At 37.1% G+C, this 24,274-nt stretch carries 17 protein-coding genes and 1 tRNA gene; 13 read left to right on the forward strand and 5 right to left on the reverse strand.

The features are described from left to right. The first annotated feature begins 156 nt into the window (after nucleotides 1–156). Nucleotides 157–1,530, forward strand: a complete 1,374-nt coding sequence (locus HW347_RS14735; protein ID WP_214612537.1) for a cation:proton antiporter domain-containing protein — start codon at nucleotides 157–159, stop codon at nucleotides 1,528–1,530. A gap of 52 nt (nucleotides 1,531–1,582) precedes the next feature. On the opposite strand, the gene HW347_RS14740 is transcribed toward HW347_RS14735, so the two are convergent. Beyond that, nucleotides 1,583–1,654: transfer RNA gene (locus tag HW347_RS14740), tRNA-Gln, on the reverse strand. A gap of 297 nt (nucleotides 1,655–1,951) precedes the next feature. On the opposite strand from HW347_RS14740, the gene HW347_RS14745 reads away from it, so the two are divergent. After that, a complete protein-coding gene (locus HW347_RS14745) occupies nucleotides 1,952–5,335 on the forward strand; it encodes a glycosyltransferase family 117 protein (RefSeq protein WP_214612538.1) in 3,384 nt (1,127 codons plus the stop codon). A gap of 125 nt (nucleotides 5,336–5,460) precedes the next feature. Here the strand turns inward: HW347_RS14745 and HW347_RS14750 are convergent, their stop codons facing one another. The 3 genes from HW347_RS14750 to HW347_RS14760 form a co-directional block, all read right to left on the reverse strand. Continuing rightward, a complete protein-coding gene (locus tag HW347_RS14750) occupies nucleotides 5,461–5,757 on the reverse strand; it encodes a thioredoxin family protein (RefSeq protein ID WP_155594819.1) in 297 nt (98 codons plus the stop codon). 96 nt (nucleotides 5,758–5,853) lie between these two features. After that, the gene (locus HW347_RS14755; RefSeq protein ID WP_155594820.1) at nucleotides 5,854–7,077 is read right to left on the reverse strand and encodes a metallophosphoesterase; all 1,224 of its coding nucleotides are present in this window, start codon (nucleotides 7,075–7,077) and stop codon (nucleotides 5,854–5,856) included. Nucleotides 7,078–7,125: 48 nt separating this feature from the next. After that, nucleotides 7,126–7,848, reverse strand: coding sequence for a copper homeostasis protein CutC (locus HW347_RS14760; protein ID WP_214612539.1), 723 nt, complete (start codon nucleotides 7,846–7,848; stop codon nucleotides 7,126–7,128). Between the two features lie 64 nt (nucleotides 7,849–7,912). Here HW347_RS14760 and HW347_RS14765 point away from each other — a divergent pair, with 64 nt between their 5' ends. The 9 genes from HW347_RS14765 (at nucleotide 7,913) to tsf (ending at nucleotide 20,690) form a co-directional block, all read left to right on the forward strand. Then, nucleotides 7,913–8,902: an isoaspartyl peptidase/L-asparaginase family protein gene (locus HW347_RS14765; RefSeq protein WP_214612540.1), complete on the forward strand. Its 990-nt coding sequence runs from the start codon at nucleotides 7,913–7,915 to the stop codon at nucleotides 8,900–8,902. Nucleotides 8,903–8,960: 58 nt separating this feature from the next. After that, complete coding sequence (polA, locus tag HW347_RS14770; RefSeq protein ID WP_214612541.1) at nucleotides 8,961–11,801, forward strand: DNA polymerase I; 2,841 nt, start codon at nucleotides 8,961–8,963, stop codon at nucleotides 11,799–11,801. A 115-nt stretch (nucleotides 11,802–11,916) separates the two neighbouring features. After that, nucleotides 11,917–15,882: a thrombospondin type 3 repeat-containing protein gene (locus HW347_RS20790; protein WP_317195322.1), complete on the forward strand. Its 3,966-nt coding sequence runs from the start codon at nucleotides 11,917–11,919 to the stop codon at nucleotides 15,880–15,882. Next, nucleotides 15,879–16,562: a fibronectin type III domain-containing protein gene (locus tag HW347_RS14805; protein ID WP_214612542.1), complete on the forward strand. Its 684-nt coding sequence runs from the start codon at nucleotides 15,879–15,881 to the stop codon at nucleotides 16,560–16,562. Before HW347_RS20790 ends, HW347_RS14805 begins: the two co-directional genes overlap by 4 nt. A gap of 207 nt (nucleotides 16,563–16,769) precedes the next feature. Then, nucleotides 16,770–17,117 (forward strand): T9SS type A sorting domain-containing protein, encoded by a 348-nt coding sequence (locus HW347_RS14810; protein ID WP_214612543.1) that lies wholly within the window; start codon nucleotides 16,770–16,772, stop codon nucleotides 17,115–17,117. A gap of 282 nt (nucleotides 17,118–17,399) precedes the next feature. Next, entirely contained in the window at nucleotides 17,400–17,855 is a 456-nt protein-coding gene (rplM, locus tag HW347_RS14815; RefSeq protein ID WP_162524431.1) for a 50S ribosomal protein L13, read from the forward strand. Next, nucleotides 17,855–18,241, forward strand: a complete 387-nt coding sequence (rpsI, locus tag HW347_RS14820) for a 30S ribosomal protein S9 (protein ID WP_214612544.1) — start codon at nucleotides 17,855–17,857, stop codon at nucleotides 18,239–18,241. The genes rplM and rpsI overlap by 1 nt, the downstream gene beginning before the upstream one ends. 259 nt (nucleotides 18,242–18,500) lie before the next feature. Next, the gene (rpsB, locus tag HW347_RS14825; protein WP_214612545.1) at nucleotides 18,501–19,619 is read left to right on the forward strand and encodes a 30S ribosomal protein S2; all 1,119 of its coding nucleotides are present in this window, start codon (nucleotides 18,501–18,503) and stop codon (nucleotides 19,617–19,619) included. A gap of 105 nt (nucleotides 19,620–19,724) precedes the next feature. Continuing rightward, nucleotides 19,725–20,690, forward strand: a complete 966-nt coding sequence (gene tsf / locus HW347_RS14830; RefSeq protein WP_214612546.1) for a translation elongation factor Ts — start codon at nucleotides 19,725–19,727, stop codon at nucleotides 20,688–20,690. Nucleotides 20,691–20,846: 156 nt separating this feature from the next. On the opposite strand, the gene HW347_RS14835 is transcribed toward tsf, so the two are convergent. Next, nucleotides 20,847–22,715 (reverse strand): M61 family metallopeptidase, encoded by a 1,869-nt coding sequence (locus HW347_RS14835; RefSeq protein WP_214612547.1) that lies wholly within the window; start codon nucleotides 22,713–22,715, stop codon nucleotides 20,847–20,849. A gap of 180 nt (nucleotides 22,716–22,895) precedes the next feature. Here HW347_RS14835 and pyrH point away from each other — a divergent pair, with 180 nt between their 5' ends. Both pyrH and frr read left to right on the forward strand, forming a co-directional pair. Next, the gene (gene pyrH / locus HW347_RS14840) at nucleotides 22,896–23,603 is read left to right on the forward strand and encodes a UMP kinase (protein WP_214612548.1); all 708 of its coding nucleotides are present in this window, start codon (nucleotides 22,896–22,898) and stop codon (nucleotides 23,601–23,603) included. 37 nt (nucleotides 23,604–23,640) lie between these two features. Beyond that, entirely contained in the window at nucleotides 23,641–24,198 is a 558-nt protein-coding gene (frr, locus tag HW347_RS14845; protein ID WP_214612549.1) for a ribosome recycling factor, read from the forward strand. The last annotated feature ends 76 nt before the right edge of the window (nucleotides 24,199–24,274 follow it).

Here is a 24,274-nt window from a genome sequence, read left to right on the forward strand (position 1 = left end):
CCTCATGAATACTTTTATATCCTTTCAGTCCTGCAAATATACAATTTTTTTGTTTCCCGCAATATCCGATTCACCTAAAGAGTTCTATATCATATCAATTCATATTAAATTAACTATTTAATATTACTTTTAAACACCTCAATCAAACCAACAACCATGGAAATACTCTCATCTTACAATATGATTATTGGCGCTTCTGCCATAGTTATTATCTCGTTTTGGTTCAACGGCATCTCAAAAAAGACCAATATCCCATCTGTACTTATGCTTATCGTTCTGGGCGTTGCTCTACAATTTGGTCTTAAATATGTACTGGGTACCGAAATAGATTTCGAAAAAAATCTTCGTGGCACTTTAGAGATAATAGGAACAGTTGGATTAATAATGATTGTACTTGAAGCTGCTCTAGAACTTGAGCTAAAACGCGAAAAACTAGTACCCATTCTTAAATCTATGGCTATTGCACTCATTGGGCTTGTTGCCTCTGCATGGGTAGCCGCCCTTGTACTTTATCAGTTTATTGACGGCATGACCATGCAGTCTGCATGGCTATACGCCACTCCCCTTTCCATACTATCGAGCGCTATAATCATACCAAGCGTAAGCAGCCTAAAAGAAGAAAAGAAAGAATTCCATATTTACGAAAGTACCTTTTCGGACATCATGGGTATTATGATGTTCTACTTCCTTACTGGAGGGCTAGACCCAGAAACTGACTCTGGACCCGTTGCTTTTGCAGGAAACATTGTCTTAACCATAGTCATTGCCATAATTGCCAGTTACGCGCTAGTTCTAATTTTTCAGAAAATTAAAAGTCAGGCCAAACAATTTTTATTGATAGCCGTACTACTTCTATTATACGCTATTGGAAAAAAAATGCACCTTTCCTCACTTATCATAATTTTAATATTCGGCTTGGTGATTGCGAACGTAAAACTGTTCTTTCCCGGTAAGACTGCCATTTTTCTTGAAAAGGAAAAGATGCAACAAGTTTTTCACGAACTACACATCATCACCCTAGAAACAGCTTTTGTTGTCCGTACTTTTTTCTTCGTAATTTTTGGAGTTACCATTGTACTTGCCTCACTTATGAGCCTTAATGTTGCTATGGTCAGTATTCTAATCATTGCATCTATTTACGTTATTCGCTTCCTTATTTTACGGGTCTTCATTGGAAAAGATATTTTACCACAAGCCTTTATAGCCCCAAGAGGACTGATTACCATACTATTGTTTTACGCTATTCCGGTAGAAGCTGAAGTTGCAGGCTTTGAATCTGGAATCTTGTTGTTTGTTATTATTGCCACTAGTTTGATTATGACCTGGGCCATGATACGGGACAAAAAGAAAATGGGCACGATGTTAGACGAGATTGATGAAGAAATTTTAGCCCGTAACGAAGCTGAAGACCAACTTAACGAACATAACTCCGAAATACTAAAAACAGAAACAAACAAAGAAGTCACAAAAAACGAAGAAGATACTTCCGGAGAGACAGAAGACACAGGCCTGGACCACACTACTATCTAGGATAAAAATAAAAAAACCCGATACTTTGCAGTATCGGGTTTTTAAATTTCTGTTGGCCTACTAGGACTCGAACCTAGAACGACTGTACCAAAAACAGCTGTGTTGCCAATTACACCATAGGCCATTACCGTAAATATCGCTGAAACAAGTTCAGCATTTGAGCGTGCAAATTTAAAACAAAGTTTCGTTTACACAAACATTTTTTACAACAAAAATTTAAAATCTCCACAACTCACAGATTTTCAGCATTATAAAATTAATAAAAAATTACATTTCTATCGCACAAGACCCACTCACAAGGCGGTAAGTGCAGGTAAAGCTAAATTCGTCTTACAAAGAGCTTGTTAAAGGTTTATCAAAAATGACCATCCATATCTATATAAATTAGTAAATTCGCCGCATTGGTAAAACCTCATAGTACATGTTTTCAAAGAACTTCGAAAAATGGGACAATCTTCTTGGATGGTCCGTCTTTTTTATAGCCCTAATTACTTATGCAATTACCGTTGAACCCACGAACAGCTTTTGGGATGCCGGTGAATACATTGCCACATCTGCAAAACTTCAAGTAGGTCATCCACCCGGAGCACCACTGCTCCAGATGATTGGTGCCTTTTTTGCAATGTTCGCTATTGAGCAGGATCAAGTGGCGAGAATGGTGAATTACGTATCAGGTGTATCAAGTGCATTCACTATTCTTTTCATGTTTTGGACGATTACTAATCTTACCCAAAAACTTATAAAGCGTAAAGATGATATTATTACCAACAGTAAGGCCATTGCCATTTTTGGTAGCGGTATTGTTGGCTCTCTTGCTTTCACATTTTCTGATAGCTTTTGGTTTAATGCAGTTGAGACCGAAGTGTATTCTACGGCCAGTTTCTTAATGGCGCTGTTACTTTGGCTAGGTCTAAAATGGACAGATGATCTTGATAATCCAAGAGGAAATAAATGGATCGTTCTTATTTCTTATGTAGTCGGGCTTACTTTTGGTGTTCAGTTTATGGGCTTTTTAGCCATACCATCAATTGGATTACTTTTCTATTTCAAAAAGTATGAAACAACAACCGTAAAGAACTTTCTTCTTGCAAACATTGCCGTAATTGCGGTATTGATGTTGGTTTACAAATTCTCCCTAACCTATGTCTTAAACCTTTTTGGCTGGGCAGAAGTCTTCTTTATCAACAATATTGGTCTTCCTTTTAACTCAGGAACCATCATTATGGGGCTCATATTTATTGCCACATTCTATTTTGGATTAAACTACACCCGTAAGAATAATTTTAAAATAGCAAACACCATTGTTCTTTGTTTGATGTTTCTATTCTTAGGCTTCTCTTCTTGGATGATGCTTCCTATTCGTGCAAACGCAAGAGTGGTAATCAACGAAAACAACCCAGAAGACGCACGTGCTTTGCTAGCCTATTACAATCGTGAACAATACCCAGGTGTTGATAGTCCTGTTTACGGAACCTACTACTCCAATACTTTTGGAGCAGGTGGCGAAGACAAGGATGAGGCCCCTAAATATGAAAAAGACGAAAAAACAGGTAAATACGTAATCGTAAATTACTACAAAGGTGCTGTCCCGGGAGACGACCCTAAACATATTGGCTTTCTACCACGTATGTGGAGTGGTCAAAATGCTGAAAATTACATGCGTTATTTTGGCCCATTAGATTTTAAGATGACCCAATCTAATGAAGAGTTAAGAAAAGCGGTATCACAAGTAAAGGATGGTTTTGCCAATGGCGAAATAGATGCTGAACAATATATTAGCTTTCTAAGAAGGTTTAGCGATTATATTGAAGTACAGCCGCCATCAGTTTGGCAGAACGTGAAGTATATGGTACAATTTCAGTTTGGATACATGTACTGGCGTTATTTTATGTGGAATTTTACCGGGAAAAATAATGACGTTCAAGGCCGATACAACGGAAACGGAGAATGGCTTAGTGGTATTGACTTAGTTGACAGTCCACGTTTAGGAAGTCAAGACAACCTACCCGATGAAGTCAAGAACAACAAAGCCAGAAATACGTATTTCTTTTTACCCCTAATACTTGGTATTGTGGGGATTTTGTTCCAAATAAGCAAAAACCCAAAACAGTTTTGGGTACTTTTAATATTCTTTTTATTCACCGGTCTGGCTATACAGTTCTATACCAATCCATACATCTTTCAACCACGTGAGCGAGATTACTCACTTGTAGGTTCTTTTTATGTCTTTGGAATATGGATAGGTCTTGGGGTTTACGGTCTTTTTGACGAACTTAAAAAGTACCTCACTCCAAAAATACTGGCACCAGCTGTAACTATAGTATGTCTTTTGGCCGTTCCTACGGTAATGGCAATACAGAATTGGGACGACCATGATAGATCTAATCGTTTTACCGCTAATTCATCGGCTAAAGCCTACTTAGATTCTTGTCAAGAAGATACTGGCGCCATACTCTTTACTATTGGAGATAACGACACCTTCCCACTCTGGTACGCTCAAGAAATTGAAGGTTACCGAACAGATGTGCGTATTATCTGTACCAGTCTTTTTGAAACCGATTGGTATATTGACCAGATGAAGAGAAAGGCCTACGAAAGTGAAGCTATACCTTCACAAATTGCACATGATAAGTACCGTTGGGGATCTCGTGACGTATTATACTTCCAAACGGTAGATCCACTTTTCAACAAAAAAATATCTGAAAGCCGTTGGTCTATTCAAGACTTCATAAAGTGGGTAGATAGCGATAATCCGCAAACTAAATTGAAGTACATTTTAGAAAGGCAAGAAAATATTGATTTAGATGCGTATTCTGAAAGTAGTCAAAACATTGTTTATTACCCTACGAATCTGCTTCGTATACCAGTAAACAAAAAGAATGTTCTAGAAAGTGGACTGGTAAAAGAAAAGGATTCAGCGTTAATAGTTGACTATATAGATATTGATTTACCTAAAAGTGCCATTACCAAAAAGAGTATGATGATGTTAGACATCATTGCTAATAACGATTGGAAACGCCCTATTTACTTCTCTGGAGGTAGTTTTGATGATGCCGAATTTATTTGGATGAAAGACTATTTACAACTGGATGGAATGGCCTACAAATTAGTACCCATTAAGACAGAACGAAGAAATTCTTTTGAAATGGGACGTATAGATTCTGACCTTATGTACGATGTAGTTACCAATTGGGATTGGGGCAACTCCGGCGAAGACATCTACCATGATCCGCAAACTCGTATTCAAGGGCTGTCTTACCGTAGTAACTTAGCTAGACTACTTGAGCAACTACTGAAAGAAGATGACATAGAGAGAGCTAAGAACATCATAGACATCTCTATTAAAAACCTTCCAGTAGAAGATTTTGGATACTATACATTTGTTGAACCTTTTGTTGACGGTTATTATAAAGTTGGTGAAACCACCAAAGCAAGAGAGCTTTTTGGTAAATTGAAATATATCTACCAAGATCGTCTGGATTACTACTCAGGTATACCTTTGGAAGAGCAGTATGAGAAAATAGACGAAATCATAGCCGACATGGAAGGATATAGAAGAAACATAGATATTCTAATAGGCAATAATGATCGTGACATGGCCGAAAAAGAAACCTTGATATTCAATGAATATATAGACAAGTTTCAGCATTTCTATAAAGATAATATCCTAAAAGAAGACGATATGGAGCCTAGTCAGAATCCAGATTTAGAAGATGGTGTTTCTATTTCAGATACCACTGCGATAGATGCAGCAACTACAGAGGAAAAGACATTGGACACGGCTCTAGTGCCCAGTGCCAATTAAGTTCATCGCATTTAAGCGAACTAAAAAACGCCGCTACATTCAATATGTAGCGGCGTTTTTTTTTATTTTAATATGAAGAGGATAAAATCACCCTGAGACTTCATGAGAAAAAATATTTGTAAAGACTATAGGTATTCGTTTAGAATTCCAATAAGCGTATTAGCATCTTGTTCTCCACTCTGGCGCCATACCATTTCACCTTTCTTGTAAATCATTAAAGTAGGCAACCCTTTAACACGAAGTGCCTGAGCAAGCTCTTTATTCTTATCTACATCAATCTTTATTACCTTGCCTTTATCACCTAAGGCAGCAGCTACATCGCGCAAAACGGCATGCATTGCATTAGATTGCTCGTTCCAATCTGCATAAAAATCCAAAAGAACAGGAATTTTTAAATCTATTAGTTCACCAAACTTTGACATAAGTAGTTATTGGGTTAAGAGCCAAAAGTAAGAAAAATTGTTAAATTGCCACCTATAGCCCCAATTTTATAGACTTTTGGAGGCGTTAAAATCGTGTTAAGCTTTCTTTTTAAGCGTAATTACAGTTATCTCAGGCCAAATACCAACTCTACCCGGATACCCTAAAAAACCAAAACCTCTGTTTACATTTATATACTGACCAAGCTCTTTATAAATACCCGCCCAATACCTGTAACGCCATTTTACAGGACTCCATTTTATCCAACCGGGTATTTCTATACCAAACTGCATACCATGTGTATGACCGCTTAATGTAAGGTGATAATGATAATCATCATGCAACACCACATCTTCCCAATGAGATGGGTCATGACTCATAAGTATTTTAAAATCGTCTTTATCAATATTGGCAACTGCCTTTTTGAGATCACCTGCTTTTTTGAAGCCGCCTCTACCCCAGTTTTCAACACCTACCAAAGCAATCTTATCATTGCCTCTCTGTAAATATCTGTTTTCATTCAATAAAAGATCAAAACCTATATTATGCTGAAGAGTTTTCAAATCCTCTAAATTCTGATGCTTAGCTTCTTCTGTATCCCAATCTACATAGTCTCCATAATCATGGTTCCCTAAAATGGAAAACTTACCATCTTTAGCGTCAAGAGTTGCAAAAAGGTCAGCCCAAGGCTCCATTTCGGTAGCCATATTGTTTACTAAATCACCAGTAAAAAGAATAACATCACTTTTTTGTTTATTAATAAGATCAATGGCGTATTCAATCTTTTTTCTATTATCAAAACTACCACTATGCACATCGGATATTTGGGTGATTTGATAACCATCAAAACCATCGGGCAAATCATCAAACTCCAAATTATATTTAAGAACTTTAAAATTATATTTCCCTTTATACATTCCATAAAGCAATGCACCAAAAGGAATTGAAGCTAAACCAAGACCAATTATACTCAAAAATTTGCGACGTTCCGGCAAAGTAAATTGCTTTGATTCTCCCGAAAATTTAAAGTAAACACTAGACAAAAACCGAAAGATATCTTCAGAAAACAGGAACAATATAGTCACCAACTCAAAAGACAGAACGGTTAGCAAAAACCCGAAAGCATAACTTTTTGGCCTACTAAGCACCCTTCCTTCTTCCTCCCCAAATGTAAATTGATAGATAAAATTCCCTAACACCATAACAGCTACCGTAATAAAAAGGTAGTATACCCAAGGGTACCTGGTTACAGTTTTTAAAGCCTGCAAAGTATAGAGGCCCATTACAACATAAGCGATAATAAATATAATCCAACGTAGCATAACCACAAAGGTATTTTAATCTAGCTTTAGGATCGCCCCAATTAGATTTTATTTAACCCTATTTACTATATCTATGATTGTTTCTGAGTCAGTTACAGCAATTTCTGTATCTCGTAAAAAGGAAGGGGAATTCATGGAAACCTTATCAGTATCGGGCAAGGTTCTTAAAAATTTTGCTCCCGATAGATGAACAGCGTTAAAACCTCCGTTTTTAAAATCCATAACATTTGCTGACCGCACCCCTCCCCCAGGCATTATAGAACAAGTTGAAGCTTTCTCATGAAGACTTTTCAAAAGACCCAATCCTTCAGGAGCGGATTTCTGCTGGCCTGATGTTAATATATAATCAACATTTAATGCTTCTAATTGTGACAAAGCTTCAAAAGGATCTTCCACCCAATCAAATGCTCGGTGAAAAGTAAACTTCAAACTTCCTGAAGCTTCAATCAGTTCCCTGGTTCGATTAGTATCTACCGAAAAATCCGCTTTTAAAACACCTGAAACAATACCTTCAAAACCAAGTTTGGCACAAAGGGCTATGTTTTCCTTCATAATTTCAAATTCATCCATAGTATATGAAAAATCACCACTCCTGGGACGAATCAATACATGAACCGGAATAGAAATTCGCTCACGAACGCTTTTTAATAAACCATAGGATGGCGTAATCCCACCCACGGCAAGTTCAGAACAAAGCTCTATACGGTGGGCACCAGCCTTTTGGGCATTTAATGCAGATTGCAAGGAATTGGCACAGACTTCTACTAGCATTTTACTTATATTTAATGCCCAAGTGGCATTTTAAAACTACGCCTAAAATAGAAATCTCAAGACCATGCAAAGAAGAAAGTTCTTAAAAAATTCGACTGCCGCAACGGCCGGTTTAATTTCAGCTCCTTTATTGGCGGCCCAAACCAAAATATCTCCTGATCAAATCACGAACAATATAGCTGCGGCAAAACCCATTGTAATATGTACTTGGGATTTTTTTAATGCCTCTTCAAAAGCATGGGACGTATTAAAAGAAGGCGGCTCTTCATTAGATGCCGTAACTGAAGGTGTCATGGTAGAAGAGAATGATGTAGATAACCAAACCGTTGGTGTTGGCGGCAGACCTGATCGCGATGGCAATGTTACTTTGGATTCCTGTATTATGGATAAAGATGGCAATTGTGGTGCCGTACTGGCCATGCAAAATATAGCCAATCCTATTTTAGTTGCCCGGAAGGTCATGGAAGAAACCCCGCATGTTATGCTTGCCGGAAAAGGGGCTGAACAATTTGCTTATGAAATGGGGTTCAAGAAAACCAACCTCCTTACCGAGAAATCAAAACAAGAATGGATTGAATGGAAAAAGACCTCAAAATACAAGCCCATTATAAACATTGAAAATCATGACACTATAGGCATGCTTGCCATAGATGCCAATGGCGATATTTCTGGTGCTTGCACTACTAGCGGCATGGGATATAAAATGGCTGGCCGTGTAGGCGACTCTCCAATTATAGGAGCTGGACTTTTTGTTGATAATGAGATTGGTGGCGCTACGGCAACAGGTGTGGGCGAAGAAGTGGTCCGCACCGTTGGTAGTTTTCTTATTGTAGAATTAATGCGACAAGGAAAATCACCTCAAGAAGCCTGTAAAGAAGGTGTAGAACGAATTATGGCAAAAAATAAAGGTCGAAATGATTTCCAAATCGGGTTTATAGCCATCAACAAAAAAGGAGAAACAGGGAGCTATTGCATCCACCCTGGTTTCACTTTTCGGTCGTATTCTGAAGAGGGACACGTAAATAATCCTTCTAAAAGTTATATCAAATCTTAAAACACTAAAAAGAATTCAAAAACTTAACTAGCTTTGGAACCTTTTGAAAAACTATAAAATGCCAGAACAGAAAAGACTCTTTTTACTAGACGCCTACGCACTTATTTTTCGTGGTTATTATGCCCTTATAAAAAACCCAAGAATAAATTCTAAGGGTATGGATACTTCAGCCATTATGGGTTTTATGAATTCACTTTTTGATGTCATTAAACGTGAAAAACCAGATCATTTGGCCGTATGTTTCGATAAAGGAGGAAGCGCCGAGCGTACCGAATTATTTCCAGAATACAAGGCAAACCGAAATGAGACTCCTGATGCTATAAAAATTGCGATACCTTATATACAAGATATACTTAAGGCAATGCATATTCCATCAGTCGTTCTGGAAGGATGGGAAGCAGATGACATTATTGGTACTTTGGCAAAACAGGCCGAAAAAGAAGATTATAAAGTTTTTATGGTTACTCCTGACAAAGATTTTGGTCAGTTGGTTTCGGAGAACATATTTATGTATCGCCCTGCTAGAATGGGTAATGGCATAGAAATATGGGGTATTCCAGAAATACAGAAACGTTTTGGCGTAGAGCGCCCCGAACAAGTAATTGATTACTTGGGCATGATGGGTGATGCTAGTGACAATATACCTGGATTACCAGGAGTTGGTGACAAAACCGCTAAGAAATTTATTGAGCAATTTGGCTCTATGGAAGGTCTTTTAGCTAATACCGATAAGCTGAAAGGCAAAATGAAAGAAAAAGTAGAAGACAATAAAGAACTTGGTCTTCTTTCTAAGAAGCTAGCTACTATTTGTCTTGAATGCGATGTTACCTTCAATGCAGAAGATTACGAAATGTCTGTTCCCGACAGCGAAAAAGTACAAGTCATTTTTGAAGAACTTGAATTTAGACGGTTAAAAGATCAGTTCATTAAAATATTTTCAGGAGAAGTAGAACCTCAAACACAAGTCGCAAGTACTGATACGGCAAAAAAAGAAGCATCAACATCATCATCTGCCGGCAGCGGACAATTCTCTCTTTTTGGAGGCGATGGCGCAAGTGCTGCTACAATAACAGACAGCTCTAGTAGAAAAACGATTAAAGACATATCTCACGTTTACCAAAGTGTGGCTCCTGGTATGGCCATGAAACTATTTGTTCAAAATCTAATGAAACAGACTTCTGTTTGTTTTGATACGGAAACCACTTCGTTAAATCCATTAGAGGCTCAACTTGTAGGTATTGCTTTTTCTTGGGAGGCCACAAAAGGATATTATATTCCATTTCCAGAAGACAAGGAAGAGGCCCAAGAACTTATAGAGATTTTACGTCCTTTCTTTGAGGCAGAAAACATTGAGAAAATAGGCCAGAACCTTAAATATGACATCAAGGTTTTAGATAAGTATGCTATTAAGGTAAAAGGCATGTTCTTTGATACTATGTTGGCGCACTACCTTATCAACCCTGATATGCGCCATAATATGGATGTACTTTCAGAAACATATTTAAACTACACCCCTATTTCAATAACCGAACTTATTGGAAAAAAAGGAAAGAACCAATTGAACATGCGTGATGTTCCTTTGGAAAAGCAAACGGAATATGCAGTAGAAGATGCCGACATCACTTTTCAATTAGCGGAACATTTTAGACCAGAACTTGCAGAGGCAAAGACTGACATTCTTTTTAAAGATATTGAAATTCCATTGCTACATGTTCTAGCGGATATGGAACTAGAAGGCATCAATCTAGATGAGAAATTCTTGAATTCCCTTTCCGAAGACCTTAACAATGATATTAAAAATCTGGAAGAAAAAATCTATGAAGCAGCTGGTGAAGAGTTTAATATAGCATCACCAAAGCAACTAGGCGAAATTCTCTTCAGCAAAATGAAATTGGTAGACAAACCCAAAAAGACCAAAACAGGTCAGTTTTCTACAGCCGAGGATGTGCTTTCTTATTTAGCCAAAGACCATGAAATCATTAAAAATGTACTGGATTACCGTGGGCTAGCTAAGCTAAAAAGCACCTACGTAGATGCATTACCAGAACAAGTAGAACCAACAACTGGAAGAGTACATACAGATTATATGCAAACCGTTGCCGCTACCGGCCGTTTGAGTAGTAACAACCCAAACCTACAAAATATTCCTATCCGTACCGAAAGAGGTCGCCAAGTTCGTAAAGCCTTTGTCCCTCGCGATGAAAACTACATTTTATTAGCTGCGGATTATTCTCAAATTGAATTACGTATTATTGCTGCATTGAGTGAAGAGACTACCATGATTGAAGCTTTCAAGAATGGAGAAGATATTCATTCTTCTACTGCTTCAAAAGTATTTAATGTACCTATTGAAGAGGTAACTCGCGAACAAAGAAGTAATGCCAAAACGGTAAACTTCGGAATCATTTATGGAGTTTCAGCATTCGGATTGAGCAATCAAACTGACTTATCTCGTGCGGAAGCCAAAGAATTAATTGAGACGTATTACAAAACCTATCCAAAGCTTCGGAGCTATATGAGCGATCAAATAAATTTTGCTCGTGATAATGGATATGTCCAAACTGTTCTAGGCAGAAGACGTTATTTAAAAGATATTAACGGAAGTAATGCCATAGTTCGTGGTGCTGCGGAACGTAATGCCGTAAACGCCCCTATTCAAGGTAGTGCTGCTGACATTATTAAGATAGCAATGATTAACATCCATAAAAAACTTGACGAAGGCAACTACAAATCCAAAATGCTTTTACAAGTACATGATGAATTGGTTTTCGACATCTTCAAACCCGAGCTGGAAGAATTAAAAATTCTCATCAAATCGGAAATGGAAAATGCTTACACATTATCGGTTCCATTAGATGTTGAAGTTGGTATTGGGCAAGATTGGCTAGAGGCGCATTGAGCCTAATTTTGAGGAAGATACGATAATTACAAAGGGTGTTTCGTCGAAAAAATTGTGGTTACCAGAATATTAGGGTTTATCTTACGTTAGTTTTTCTTTAACATATCTCAACCCCATGATCAAAAGTTCCCTCGCGCTTCTAATAGTATTTTTTTGGTCAGTTTTTTCTTTTTCACAAACTAATCTATTTGAAAATGGCAGTTTAGAAAATTGGTCTGGTTCTCCAGAGAAACCATCTAATTGGGATATATTAACTGCTCCAAGCTTTTCCAAAACTACTGATGCAAATGATGGCGGTTTTGCTATTAAAATTCCTTTAACAGAACGTTCCGGACCTTATAAGGCTAGTTTTGAGACTATAGGCACTAACAACATTGACCTTTTAGCAAATACTACCTATACATTTTCCGTAGATTATAAGGTAACGAGCACAGCAACGGTACAAGGCATTACCGCTTACATTTTACGGGATGGAGGTATTCAAGTAAAAACAGAGTCACAAAACCCACCAGAGGATGGTGCTTGGCATACGCTCACTTTTGACTTCACAACTTCTTTTGCAACAGAACATTCTGTAGATATAGAGCTTACAGCAAATGGTGTTGGAGCAGAGATAATATTAGATAATCTCAAATTACTGGGCGAAGCAACTAATCCTGACAGGGAAGCTTTAATCGCAATATATAATTCTACAGATGGAGCCAATTGGGATACCACCTGGGATTTAAACGATGAAAACATTGACAATTGGCATGGTGTTACACTTAGTTCTGGCAGAGTTCTTTGGCTTAACCTTAGGGCCAATAATCTTCAAGGTCCAATTCCAAATGAAATCGGTGATTTAACAGAGGCTACAAGAATAACTTTTGATAATAATAAGATTACGGGAAATATTCCAGAAAGCCTGGAAAACCTCAGTAAACTGGAATCTTTTAGAGCCGGTGGAGAAAGGTCTTTTGAAGGTTTTACCGGAAGTATTCCCGAAGGACTAGTAAATTTACCCTCCCTAACAACTTTAGACTTAAGTACTAATAGTTTATCTGGTGAAGTTCCTGTGTTTAATTCTACAACCCTAACAACAATTTCTATCCGCAATAATGCTTTTATATTTGAAGATTTGCAAAATACTCTTCAAAATAGTGCCAATCCAAGTATTATCAATTATGACAACCAGCGTAAAATTGACACAGAACTTGATATCCCTGTGAATGTCGATGCTGGAGAAAGTGTTACGTTATCAGTGACAGAAACTTCCAGCGCTAACAATTCTTATCAATGGCAAAGAAACAATATAGATATAGCTGGCGCAAATAGCTCCACTTATACCATAAATAACATCGCTACATCTGATGCGGATGGTCAAATTTACGACTGTGAAATAACAAATTCAATAGCAACAGATTTAACATTATCAAGAAATGGAATTCGACTTATTAAGAATGATGACACAGACAATGATGGTGTAACAAACATAAATGATGATTGTCCAAATACACCAACAGGTCAAACTGTTAGTTCTAGAGGGTGTTCGCAAAGTCAATTAGATGATGACAATGACGGAGTAACCAATAACAATGACAACTGTGCAAACACACCGATCGGAGAAACAGTAGATACAAACGGGTGTTCCTCTTCTCAATCCGATGATGACAATGACGGAATAACCGACAACTCTGATAATTGCCCAAACACACCAACAGGAGAAACAGTAAATGCAAATGGGTGCTCAGAAAGTCAGCTGGATGATGATAATGATGGAGTAACTAACAATCTAGACAATTGCGCCAACACACCTGCAAATACCACGGTAGATGCGAACGGTTGTCCGATAGTGGTTAATAATGATGCAGATGATGACGGTGTTACAGATGATAATGACCAATGCCCTAACACCCCAACAGGAGAAACAGTAAACGCAAATGGGTGCTCTCAAAGCCAATTAGATGACGACAATGATGGAGTAACTAACGACCTGGACAATTGCGCAAATACACCTGCGAATACTGCAGTAGATGCTAATGGTTGTCCCATAGTGGTTAATAATGACGCAGATGATGACGGTGTTACAGATGATAATGACCAATGCCCTAACACCCCAACAGATGAAACAGTAAATGCAAATGGATGTTCCGAAAGTCAGCTGGATGATGATAATGATGGAGTAACTAACAACCTTGACAATTGCGCCAACACACCTGCAAATACCACGGTAGATACGAACGGTTGTCCCGTAGTAACAAACAATGATGCAGATAACGATGGCGTAGAAGATGCAAATGATAACTGCCCTAACACTCCAACAGGTGAAACGGTAGACACAAATGGATGTACCATTGTAAATAATACAGGTCAGGTCAATTATTTACAAAATTTTAGTTTTGAAAATTGGTCAGGCTCACCTATAACTCCAGATAAATGGACAATAACCAATTTTAATAGTATTATTAGAAATACCGAAGCTACAGATGGCGACTATTCTTTGGAACTTGATCTAGACAATTCTTTACAATTTAAAACAGAACTACAAAATACCACTCCTATACAATTGGCAACAACCACGTCATATGCATATAGTTTTGATTATAAAATAAAAAGAGGAGACAATGTTAGTGCAGAGCTTCAGGTTACAAAAGATGGAAACTCTTTTGGAATTCGGATAGCCCAAGAGTATTTTAGTTTTGTAAGTGATAATACTTGGCATACAGTATCGTTCCAGTTTGACACCAACGATGTTGACGAAGAGCATATTTTTAAACTTCTTTTTAGGTCAAACACTACAATTACAGGAATTATTCAGGTTGACAATATGCGAGTACTTGGAGAGGCATTGGCAGACACCGATAATGATGGTGTCTTAGATGCTAATGATTTATGCCCGAACACACCAACAGGAGAAACAGTAAATGCAAATGGATGTTCCGAAAGTCAATTAGATGATGATAATGACGGAGTGACCAACGACCTTGACAATTGTCCCGACACGCCTGCGAATATTACAGCAGATGCGAACGGTTGTCCGGTAGTGGTTAATAATGATGCAGATAATGATGATGTTACAGATGCAAATGATAATTGTCCTAACACACCAACAGGAGAAACAGTAAATGCAAATGGATGTTCTGAAAGTCAATTAGATGATGATAATGACGGAGTGACCAACGACCTTGACAATTGTCCCGACACGCCTACAAATATTACAGTAGATGCGAACGGTTGTCCGGTAGACGTAAACAATGATGCGGATGACGACGGTGTCACAGACGATAATGACCAATGCCCTAACACGACAACAGGAGAAATTGTAGATACAAATGGTTGTACCTTGACATCACCTTCTGAACCTAATATACCTAATGAAAGTATTCAGGTAAAAGTTTCCAGTATAACTTGTCAAAATTCTGAAAATGGTGAAATTTCAGTAAGTTTTGACGAAGATTATTTATATACAGTTCAGATAACTGCCAGTCTACTGGATAACACCTTTGACAATATCAGTAGATCAACTGGGCTGGTTCGTTCTGACTTACCTGCTGACTCCTACAATGTTTGTGTTACCATACCCGAATTTCCAACTTTCGAAAGATGTTACACGGTCCAAGTTGAAACCCCAGAAGATTTTAAATCTGGCAAAATCAATATAGATAATGGCAAAAAAACAGGTAAACTAGTAGTCTCAGGAAGCAAAAACTATTCCCTTAAGGTTAATCAAAAAGAGTTTAATTATACCTTCGGAAATACGGGAAACCAAGAATTATCGTTTAAACTAGAAGATGGCTTAAATACTATAGTAGCAATAACCGACAAAGAATGTCAAGGGAAATATGTTGAAAACGTTCTCCTAAATACAGTTCGGACTTTTCCAAATCCAACTACTGACAGTGCAACAATTACAGGTGTTGAAAATACTGAAAAAGCTACTATTACAATCTATACCTTTAACGGAAAAATGCTCAAAAAAATTGAACAAAAAATCAATAACTCTTCCGTTACTGTATCACTAGCTAACTTGCCCATTGGCACTTATATAGTACGCATTCTTTCAGATAGCCAAGACGTTCAAACTAAAATTGTAAGAAAATGAAAAACCTACTAAAGTTTACGTGTTGCCTATTTTTGCTTGCTGCATGCAAAGGGAATAAAGAAGATTTAATTGATCAAATTTTACCTGCAATTCCTGAAACAGAACTTGGCGCCTTTAATCTGGTGTTTCCCGACAACAACCTAATTTGTACAGAAGGAGAAGACCAGATAAACGATGAATTAGCCATAGAGTTTCTATGGTCAAAATCAACCAGTGCCTCTTCTTATAAATTAGATATAACAAATCAAAATACAGGAAAAGTGATTTCTACAACCTCAAATACGGAGTCAAAATCTGTTACACTACCCAAAGACACACAATTCTCTTGGAGTGTTACTGCGGTGTTAGAGGATCAAGAAGAAAAAAGCACGGCCTGGAGCTTCTATTCGGAAGGAATCGCGGAAGACAATTTTGCGCCATTTCCTGCCGAAATAAGTATAACCGACAATACTGACGGCACAGTTAAAATAGATTGGCCCAGTACAGATTTAGATAATGATATAGTTAGTTATGATTTTTACTGGGGCAAAACAGCAGCACCAGAAATATTGCTCTCTCAAACGAACCTTGTTAGTATTTCTGCCCAATCAATAGAATACGGCACTACCTATTACATAAGGGTTGTAACAGTAGATAGCCGTGGTAATTCATCTACAAGTAATACCGAATTCAATTTTTAAGTATAAAAGTGAATTGAATTATAACCCTCGTAAAATTGCAATCCTTCCTTCTCGCTTTATAAAAACGGAAATCTTTTTACGTTAACAAACTCTAACACTTTTTACATACAAAAGCCGCCGTTTCACAACAATTATTCGTTGAACGGGCTTTTCATTTTTACTTTTACACCCCTATTCGAAACAGAATTGGGGTATAGTAAAGTTGAAATGAAAACATTAGCATCACTTTTTATCATTCTTTTTTTCGTCTGTAACAGCCAAGCACAGGATGGTACGGAACGTAGTATTGGTCACAATACAACTGTGTCTTCAGAAAAAAAAGTAAAGGTATTCCCTAACCCTGCTAGTAATGTGGTAAATCTTCTAGGCCTAAAAAACACAGCCAAAGCAGATATATCTATAATGGATATTTACGGTAATACGGTACTTTCGCATTCTTGGGAGATTCGTAGAAACGCAATAAGCATACCTGTGTCTTCTCTTGATTCTGGAGTATATATCATTACCATACATTCTAATGAACAAAAAGTTCATACCAAGTTCTACAAACAATAAAGCTTTATTTTCCTTTTAATTTTTTGAGGCACCTTATATATTAAGGTCTATTCCTAATTGGATTTAAAATACCACTACTCACTCCTAGTCTCTCAAATAATTTTCATTTACCAAGAAACATTCGTTCTAAGTCTTGGTTTTTGTCTAAATTCGCCCAAGAAATTGAACAAGAGCGTTTTTAACTAAAAATAATAGTGAAACACCACTTGTTTTTCAATAGAATTAGTGTACATTTGCAGCCCGTTTAACGGGATTGAAGTGTTTAATTAAAAAGTAACCGTAGTGGATACATTAAGTTATAAGACCGTTTCTGCCAATAAAGCAACCGTTGATAAGCAATGGCTATTAGTTGATGCAGAAGGAGAGACTTTAGGCCGCATGGCTTCTAAAGTCGCCAAAATGCTTAGAGGAAAACATAAGCCAAATTTCACCCCTCATGTTGATTGTGGTGATAATGTGATTGTTATCAATGCTGAGAAAATCAATTTGACCGGAAACAAGTGGGATGATAAAACCTATTTGCGTTACACAGGTTACCCTGGTGGCCAACGTGCTACTTCTGTGAAAGAGCTTTTGGCTAAGAAACCTGAGCAAATCGTAGAAAAAGCGGTTAAAGGTATGCTTCCAAAAAACAGATTAGGTGCTGAACTTTTCAGAAACCTTAAAGTTTTTGTTGGAACTGCTCATGATCATGAAGCACAAAAACCACAGGTTATCAATTTAAAAGAATTTAAGTAATGGAGATCATTCATAAAATCGGCAGAAGAAAAACAGCGGTTGCTCGTGTGTATGTTTCAGAAGGTAAAGGAAACATTACCGTAAACCAGAGAGATCTTAACGATTATTTCCCAACGGCTACTCTTCAGTACAAGGTTAAACAACCTTTTGCTCTTACCGAAAACGAAGAAACTTACGACGTAAGTGTAAACGTATACGGTGGTGGTATTACTGGTCAAGCAGAAGCTATACGCTTAGCTCTTTCTAGAGTTATGTGTGAGATTGACGAGGAGCACAGATTAGTTCTTAAACCAGAAGGTTTATTAACTCGTGATCCTAGAATGGTAGAACGTAAGAAATTCGGACAGAAGAAAGCTCGTAAGAAATTCCAGTTCTCTAAACGTTAATATTACAATACGATTATATCGATACCCGCCCTTTGGTGGGTATCATTTTTTATATTTTTTAATCAAAGTTCATTGAAAGTTCGCTCTAAGCGGATAAATTAAATACTATTTTCTTTTAGAGAATAGTTATTCGGGAGACCTGAGAACATCTCATGTTTAAAGGCACCGATAGTTTAGCATCTAAATGCTTGAGGCTTTCCTTTTTTAAAGGAATACCACTTAGGCATTGCCAATTCATAAGAACGTAAACTAAATTCAAATGGCGAAAGTCGAAGTAAAACAGTTATTAGAAGCAGGTGTACATTTTGGTCACCTTACACGAAAGTGGAACCCTAACATGGCGCCCTACATCTACATGGAGCGTAACGGTATTCACGTTATCAATCTTTACAAAACAGTTGCAAAATTAGACGAGGCTAATGAGGCTCTTCAAAAAATTGCTGCATCTGGAAGAAAAATTCTTTTCGTAGCTACGAAAAAACAAGCAAAAGATATCGTTGCTGAGAAAGTAGCAAACGTAAACATGCCTTACATCACAGAAAGATGGCCTGGTGGTATGTTGACCAATTTCGTTACCATTCGTAAAGCGGTAAAGAAAATGGCAACTATTGACCGTATGAAAAAAGACGGTACGTTCATGACTTTGTCTAAAAAAGAACGTCTACAAGTTGATCGTCTTCGTGCTAAATTAGAAAAAAACTTAGGTTCTATTTCTGAAATGACACGTCTACCTGGCGCTTTGTTCATTGTTGATACTATGCGTGAGCACATTGCTGTTAAGGAAGCTCAAAAATTGAACATTCCTATTTTTGCAATGGTAGATACTAACTCTGACCCAAGAGATGTTGATTATTTGATTCCATCTAACGATGATGCTTCAAAATCAATCGATATTATCATGACAGAAGTAACCAATGCAATTGCAGAAGGTCTTGCTGAGCGTAAATCTGAAAAACAATCAGGTAAAGAAGGTTCTGATGAGCCTAAAGCTGACAAAAAAGAAAAATCTGCTGCTAAACCTACTCCTGAAGCAGTAGATACTAAAGCTGCGCCAGTTGTTGCTAAAACACCTGAACCTACAGTAAACGTTGAAGCTACTAAAGAAGCAGTTGCTAAAGATAGCGCACCTGTTGATCTTACTAAAGTAGAAGGTATTGGTCCAAAAGCCGCTGAAGCATTAGTTAATGCCGGTTTTGATTCTTACGCTAAATTAGCTGAAGGTAATCCAGAAAAAATTAAAGAAATCCTTACTGAGGCAAGTTCTAGAATGGCACACCTTGATCCAACTTCATGGCCAAAGCAAGCTAAAATGGCTGCCGATGGTAAATGGGACGAGCTTAAAGTATGGCAAGACAATACTAAAGGAGGCGTAGAATAATTTCTATTTTACCTTATAGTAAATAAAATAATAACATAACATTTGTTTTAAGATAGAGCTGAGAATTCACTCTATCTTAGAGCAAATTGAAAAATAGGACACAAGATGGCAAAAATTACAGCCGCAGAAGTAAACAAATTAAGACAAGCTACTGGCGCAGGAATGATGGACTGCAAAAATGCTTTAGTTGAAGCTGAAGGAGATTTTGACAAAGCGATTGAAGTTCTTCGTAAAAAAGGACAGAAAGTAGCTGCAAAAAGAGCCGACAGAGATTCATCTGAAGGTGCTGCAGTTTCAAAATTGAATGCTGACCAAACAGTTGGTGTTGCAATCGTATTAGGTTGTGAAACTGATTTTGTTGGAAAAAACGAAAACTTCTTAGCATTAGCAAATCAAATTGCTGATATAGCTTTGAACTGTGATTCTAAAGAAGCTCTTTTAGATGCTGATTTTGGAGGAATGACTGTTGCTGAAAAATTAATTGAGCAAACAGGAGTTATTGGTGAGAAATTAGAAATCACTGCTTTCGAAAAACTAGAAGCTCCATATGTTGGAACTTATGTTCATATTAATAAGATTGCTGCTTTAGTTGGCTTATCATCTAAGGTAGATTCTGCTGAAGTTTTAGGAAAAGATGTTTCTATGCAAGTAGCTTCAATGGGTGCAACAACTTTGTCTTACAAAGATTTTGACCCTGCGTTCGTTGCTGCTGAAACAGAAGCTAGAATTGCTGTTATTGAAAAAGACAACGAAGAACTTGGTCGTTTAGGAAAAACGCTTAAAAACGTTCCTAAATATATTTCAATGGCTCAATTAACTGACGAAGTTATGGCTCAAGCTCAAGAAGACGCGAAAGCACAATTGAAAGCTGAAGGCAAGCCAGAGCAAATCTGGGATAAAATTGTTCCTGGTAAAATAGAAAGATTCGTTTCTGATAACACTACTTTGGATCAAGAACAATGTTTATTGGACCAAAATTTCATCAAAGACGAGAAAATCAATGTTGCAAAATACGTTGCATCTTACGGAGATGTTTCTGTTACAGGCTTTAAGCGTGCGACAGTAGGATAATCCTATAGCAAACTAATTCAAGAAAAACCGCACTAGCTTAATGTTAGTGCGGTTTTCTTTTTTATTATATACTCTTTTTGAGTATTTCAAATAAAAAACCGCCATACTTTTAGTATCACGGTTTTGTTTTCAATCTTTTATATTTTCTTTTCTCCACTACCCTTTCATCCAGACTTCTCTCAATTTTATTATTTCAGCGCTAGCATTTTTATCTGCAGTTATAGTCTCTACTTTTAGAGTTGGACTACCTACTTTTCCTTCTAGCTCAATCTCTTCATCACCACGCTTAACCGTCATCTTAATATCAGTATCAGGAGACCAACCAAAACTCTTACCAATAATAGGTCGTATAGATTCTAATGTTACAGGCTCATCATTAATACTTTTTATAACATCACCACCTACAGCCCCCAAATCTTTAAAGAAGCTATTCAGCTCAATTCCTTCTCGAATAAAGACAATGCTTTCATCACCTTGCTCAACATCTATAAAAGGATCTTCTCCATTTAAGAAATAACCAGTCTCCTGTTCTACCAAATCAGCTTTCAAACCTACTTTAGACAAATAGTCATTATAATTAATAGGTGTATTACCAATAACATAGATATCAAAAAAACCACGAATCTCAGGGTAAGTCATAGACACAATTTCATCAATCAACTTATCATCTTCAAAAGGAGTATTATTACCATACTTTTTGGTTAGCTCCTTCATTAACCAAAGCACTCCTTTTTCGCCATTACTCAATTCACGCAACTGAATATCCAACACCATATTAATAAGAGCTCCTTTTTCATAGACATTGGCATAGTTCTTTTTATAAGGCTCTACTAAGATATTTTTACTCATCTCAGTGAAAGACATTGCATCATCATATAACTTTGCATTATTGACCTTATCCATCATCCGTTGATAAAACTCAGCTTCATCAATAAGACCTTGTTGAATTTGAAAAAGATTAGCAAAGTATTCTGTTGTTCCTTCATACATCCATAAATGTTGAGACATTTTAGGATCATTAAAATCAAAATATTGAACTTCTTTAGAGTGTACACTCAACGGAGTAACAATATGAAAGAACTCATGAGAAACCACATCTACCATAGCTTGCTCCAACCTTTCCTTTGGCATTGCCTCGGGCAATACAACTACAGTAGAAGTATGATGTTCTAAAGCACCAAAACCAGAAGCATCATCTGCCTCCATAGTAGATAAGTACAATAAAATATTATATATTTTGGTGCCATTTATATCACCTAGAAAAGTCTTCTGAGCACCCATCATCTTTTCCATTCGATCTTTTAAACTTAAAGCCGAATAAATTCCAGTTGGCGAATACACGCTTAATGTTACGGTAATTCCATTTATCTCAAAGGTCTCCGTGTTTGGTTTCGCATAAAGAATTGGATTATCGATTACATCAAAATACCTGTTCGCCGTAAAAATATCAACATTAGCTACTGATGTTTCTAACTTTTTAGGAGCCAACGATGTTGAAGCTAGCAAATCTGCCGGTCTGGTAATAGACAATTCATAAGGCACTTCCTTTAACGTATTAAAATACCCTACAAAACCATGTAGATTAAGCATAAAAGTCTTTCCGGCATTTATATTGGTTCCTGATGGAGAAAAAACCTTGCTCTTTACTTCGCCTTCCGTATCATACGTATCATTCACAAAATAAGTAACCTTATCCAGATTTTTTCCATTGGAGATTTTCCAAGTATTGTCATCTGTTTTAGAAAAAGCTAGTTCTTTTCCGTCATAATCAAAAGCTTTGAACCCTTCTATATACTGCCCATAATTATCTGTACTGTACGTACCAGGTACAGTTTTAGGTATATAAAATAAAACTTCATCTGTTGTAAAAGTACCAGGATCAACCGTTACAGAAACCTTATCATCAACTACATTTTTCAAATCCAAAGTAGCCAAGACTGGTGTTTTATCAGCTGTTAAAGCAGTTTTTGTTGCTCCACAACTGGCTAATAGCACAGCAAAGGCAAGTAAGCTTAATTTTCTCATTGTATATATTTTAATATTTTATTGTAAGTAATTCCCTAGTTTTTGAAGGGGTTGCAAGATTATAAAATTTAACAGAATACCACATCATTATTAGGAAATAATTAAGGTTAACTTTATCTGCGGTTTCAAAAACAAACCCTAAGATTTTTTGATTATTTTTGCCACAACGAAATACTAGCCATGCAATATAAAAGAATTCTCTTAAAACTAAGCGGTGAAGCCTTAATGGGTGAAAAGCAATACGGAATAGACTCCAAACGCCTTGCGGAATATGCCGAAGAAATTAAAGATGTAGCAGCAAAAGGTGTTGAAGTAGCCATAGTTATAGGCGGCGGAAATATTTTTAGAGGCCTTACAGGGGCCGCTACTGGTATGGACCGCGTACAAGGAGACCATATGGGTATGCTTGCTACGGTTATAAACGGTCTTGCCCTACAAAGTGCTCTTGAAATGCAAGGTGTACAAACAAGATTGCAATCTGCAATTCAAATCAATGAGGTAGCCGAACCTTTTATTAGAAGACGTGCCATGCGTCATTTAGAAAAAGGCCGAGTAGTCATTTTTGGAGGAGGAACAGGAAACCCTTACTTCACAACTGATTCTGCAGCCGTTTTACGCGCCATAGAAATTGAAGCAGATGTAATTCTTAAAGGAACTCGTGTAGATGGCATCTATACTTCAGACCCTGAAAAGGATAAGAATGCTACCAAATTTGATACTATCTCTTTTGCAGATGTACTTTTAAAAGGTTTAAAAGTAATGGACACCACTGCTTTTACCTTGAGCCAAGAGAATGAACTACCTATTGTAGTTTTTGACATGAACAAAACAGGTAACTTAATGAAGTTAGTAGAAGGTGAAAATATTGGCACAGTCGTAAATATTTAACCTTAATTTAGTTTTATTTGCATATTATATTTGAATTATGAACGAAGATATACAGTTTATACTTGATTCCTCTAAGGAAAGCATGGATGCTGCAATGAGGCATTTAGAAAAAGAATTTGTTAAAATACGTGCTGGAAAAGCAAGCCCTGCGATGCTTTCTTCCGTTATGGTGGAATACTACGGATCACAGACGCCCTTATCTCAGGTAGCGAATATTAACACCCCTGACGGTCGTACTATTTCCGTGCAACCTTGGGAGAAGAACATGTTGCATGAAATTGAAAAGGCAATCATGAATTCTAACTTAGGTTTCAACCCTATGAACAATGGTGATTTTGTAATCATTAATGTACCACCGTTGACAGAGGAAAGAAGGATTCAGCTTACAAAACAAGCTAAAGCTGAAGCTGAAGATGCCAAAGTAGGTATCCGTAGCGCTCGTCAAGATGCCAACAAAGAAATTCGTGACCTTGAAGACGTTTCAGAAGATTTACAAAAAAATGCAGAATTTGATATTCAAGCACTTACAGATAAATATATCAAGAAAATAGACGCCTTCTTGGTTGTCAAAGAAGCAGAGATAATGAAAATCTAGTTTTGGACTTTCTCTAAAAATAAAAAAGCAGCCTACATGGCTGCTTTTTTATTTAGGATCCATAAGTTAATTAAAT

Source organism: Zobellia barbeyronii, from assembly GCF_018603515.1.
GTDB classification, from domain to species: Bacteria; Bacteroidota; Bacteroidia; order Flavobacteriales; family Flavobacteriaceae; genus Zobellia; species Zobellia barbeyronii.

Coding starts and splice junctions, on each gene's coding strand:
- HW347_RS14735 (WP_214612537.1), top strand. CDS start 157: ATGGAAATACTCTCATCTTACAATATGATTATTGGCGCTTCTGCCATA.
- HW347_RS14745 (WP_214612538.1), top strand. CDS start 1,952: ATGTTTTCAAAGAACTTCGAAAAATGGGACAATCTTCTTGGATGGTCC.
- HW347_RS14750 (WP_155594819.1), bottom strand. CDS start 5,757: ATGTCAAAGTTTGGTGAACTAATAGATTTAAAAATTCCTGTTCTTTTG.
- HW347_RS14755 (WP_155594820.1), bottom strand. CDS start 7,077: ATGCTACGTTGGATTATATTTATTATCGCTTATGTTGTAATGGGCCTC.
- HW347_RS14760 (WP_214612539.1), bottom strand. CDS start 7,848: ATGCTAGTAGAAGTCTGTGCCAATTCCTTGCAATCTGCATTAAATGCC.
- HW347_RS14765 (WP_214612540.1), top strand. CDS start 7,913: ATGCAAAGAAGAAAGTTCTTAAAAAATTCGACTGCCGCAACGGCCGGT.
- polA (WP_214612541.1), top strand. CDS start 8,961: ATGCCAGAACAGAAAAGACTCTTTTTACTAGACGCCTACGCACTTATT.
- HW347_RS20790 (WP_317195322.1), top strand. CDS start 11,917: ATGATCAAAAGTTCCCTCGCGCTTCTAATAGTATTTTTTTGGTCAGTT.
- HW347_RS14805 (WP_214612542.1), top strand. CDS start 15,879: ATGAAAAACCTACTAAAGTTTACGTGTTGCCTATTTTTGCTTGCTGCA.
- HW347_RS14810 (WP_214612543.1), top strand. CDS start 16,770: ATGAAAACATTAGCATCACTTTTTATCATTCTTTTTTTCGTCTGTAAC.
- rpsI (WP_214612544.1), top strand. CDS start 17,855: ATGGAGATCATTCATAAAATCGGCAGAAGAAAAACAGCGGTTGCTCGT.
- rpsB (WP_214612545.1), top strand. CDS start 18,501: ATGGCGAAAGTCGAAGTAAAACAGTTATTAGAAGCAGGTGTACATTTT.
- tsf (WP_214612546.1), top strand. CDS start 19,725: ATGGCAAAAATTACAGCCGCAGAAGTAAACAAATTAAGACAAGCTACT.
- HW347_RS14835 (WP_214612547.1), bottom strand. CDS start 22,715: ATGAGAAAATTAAGCTTACTTGCCTTTGCTGTGCTATTAGCCAGTTGT.
- pyrH (WP_214612548.1), top strand. CDS start 22,896: ATGCAATATAAAAGAATTCTCTTAAAACTAAGCGGTGAAGCCTTAATG.
- frr (WP_214612549.1), top strand. CDS start 23,641: ATGAACGAAGATATACAGTTTATACTTGATTCCTCTAAGGAAAGCATG.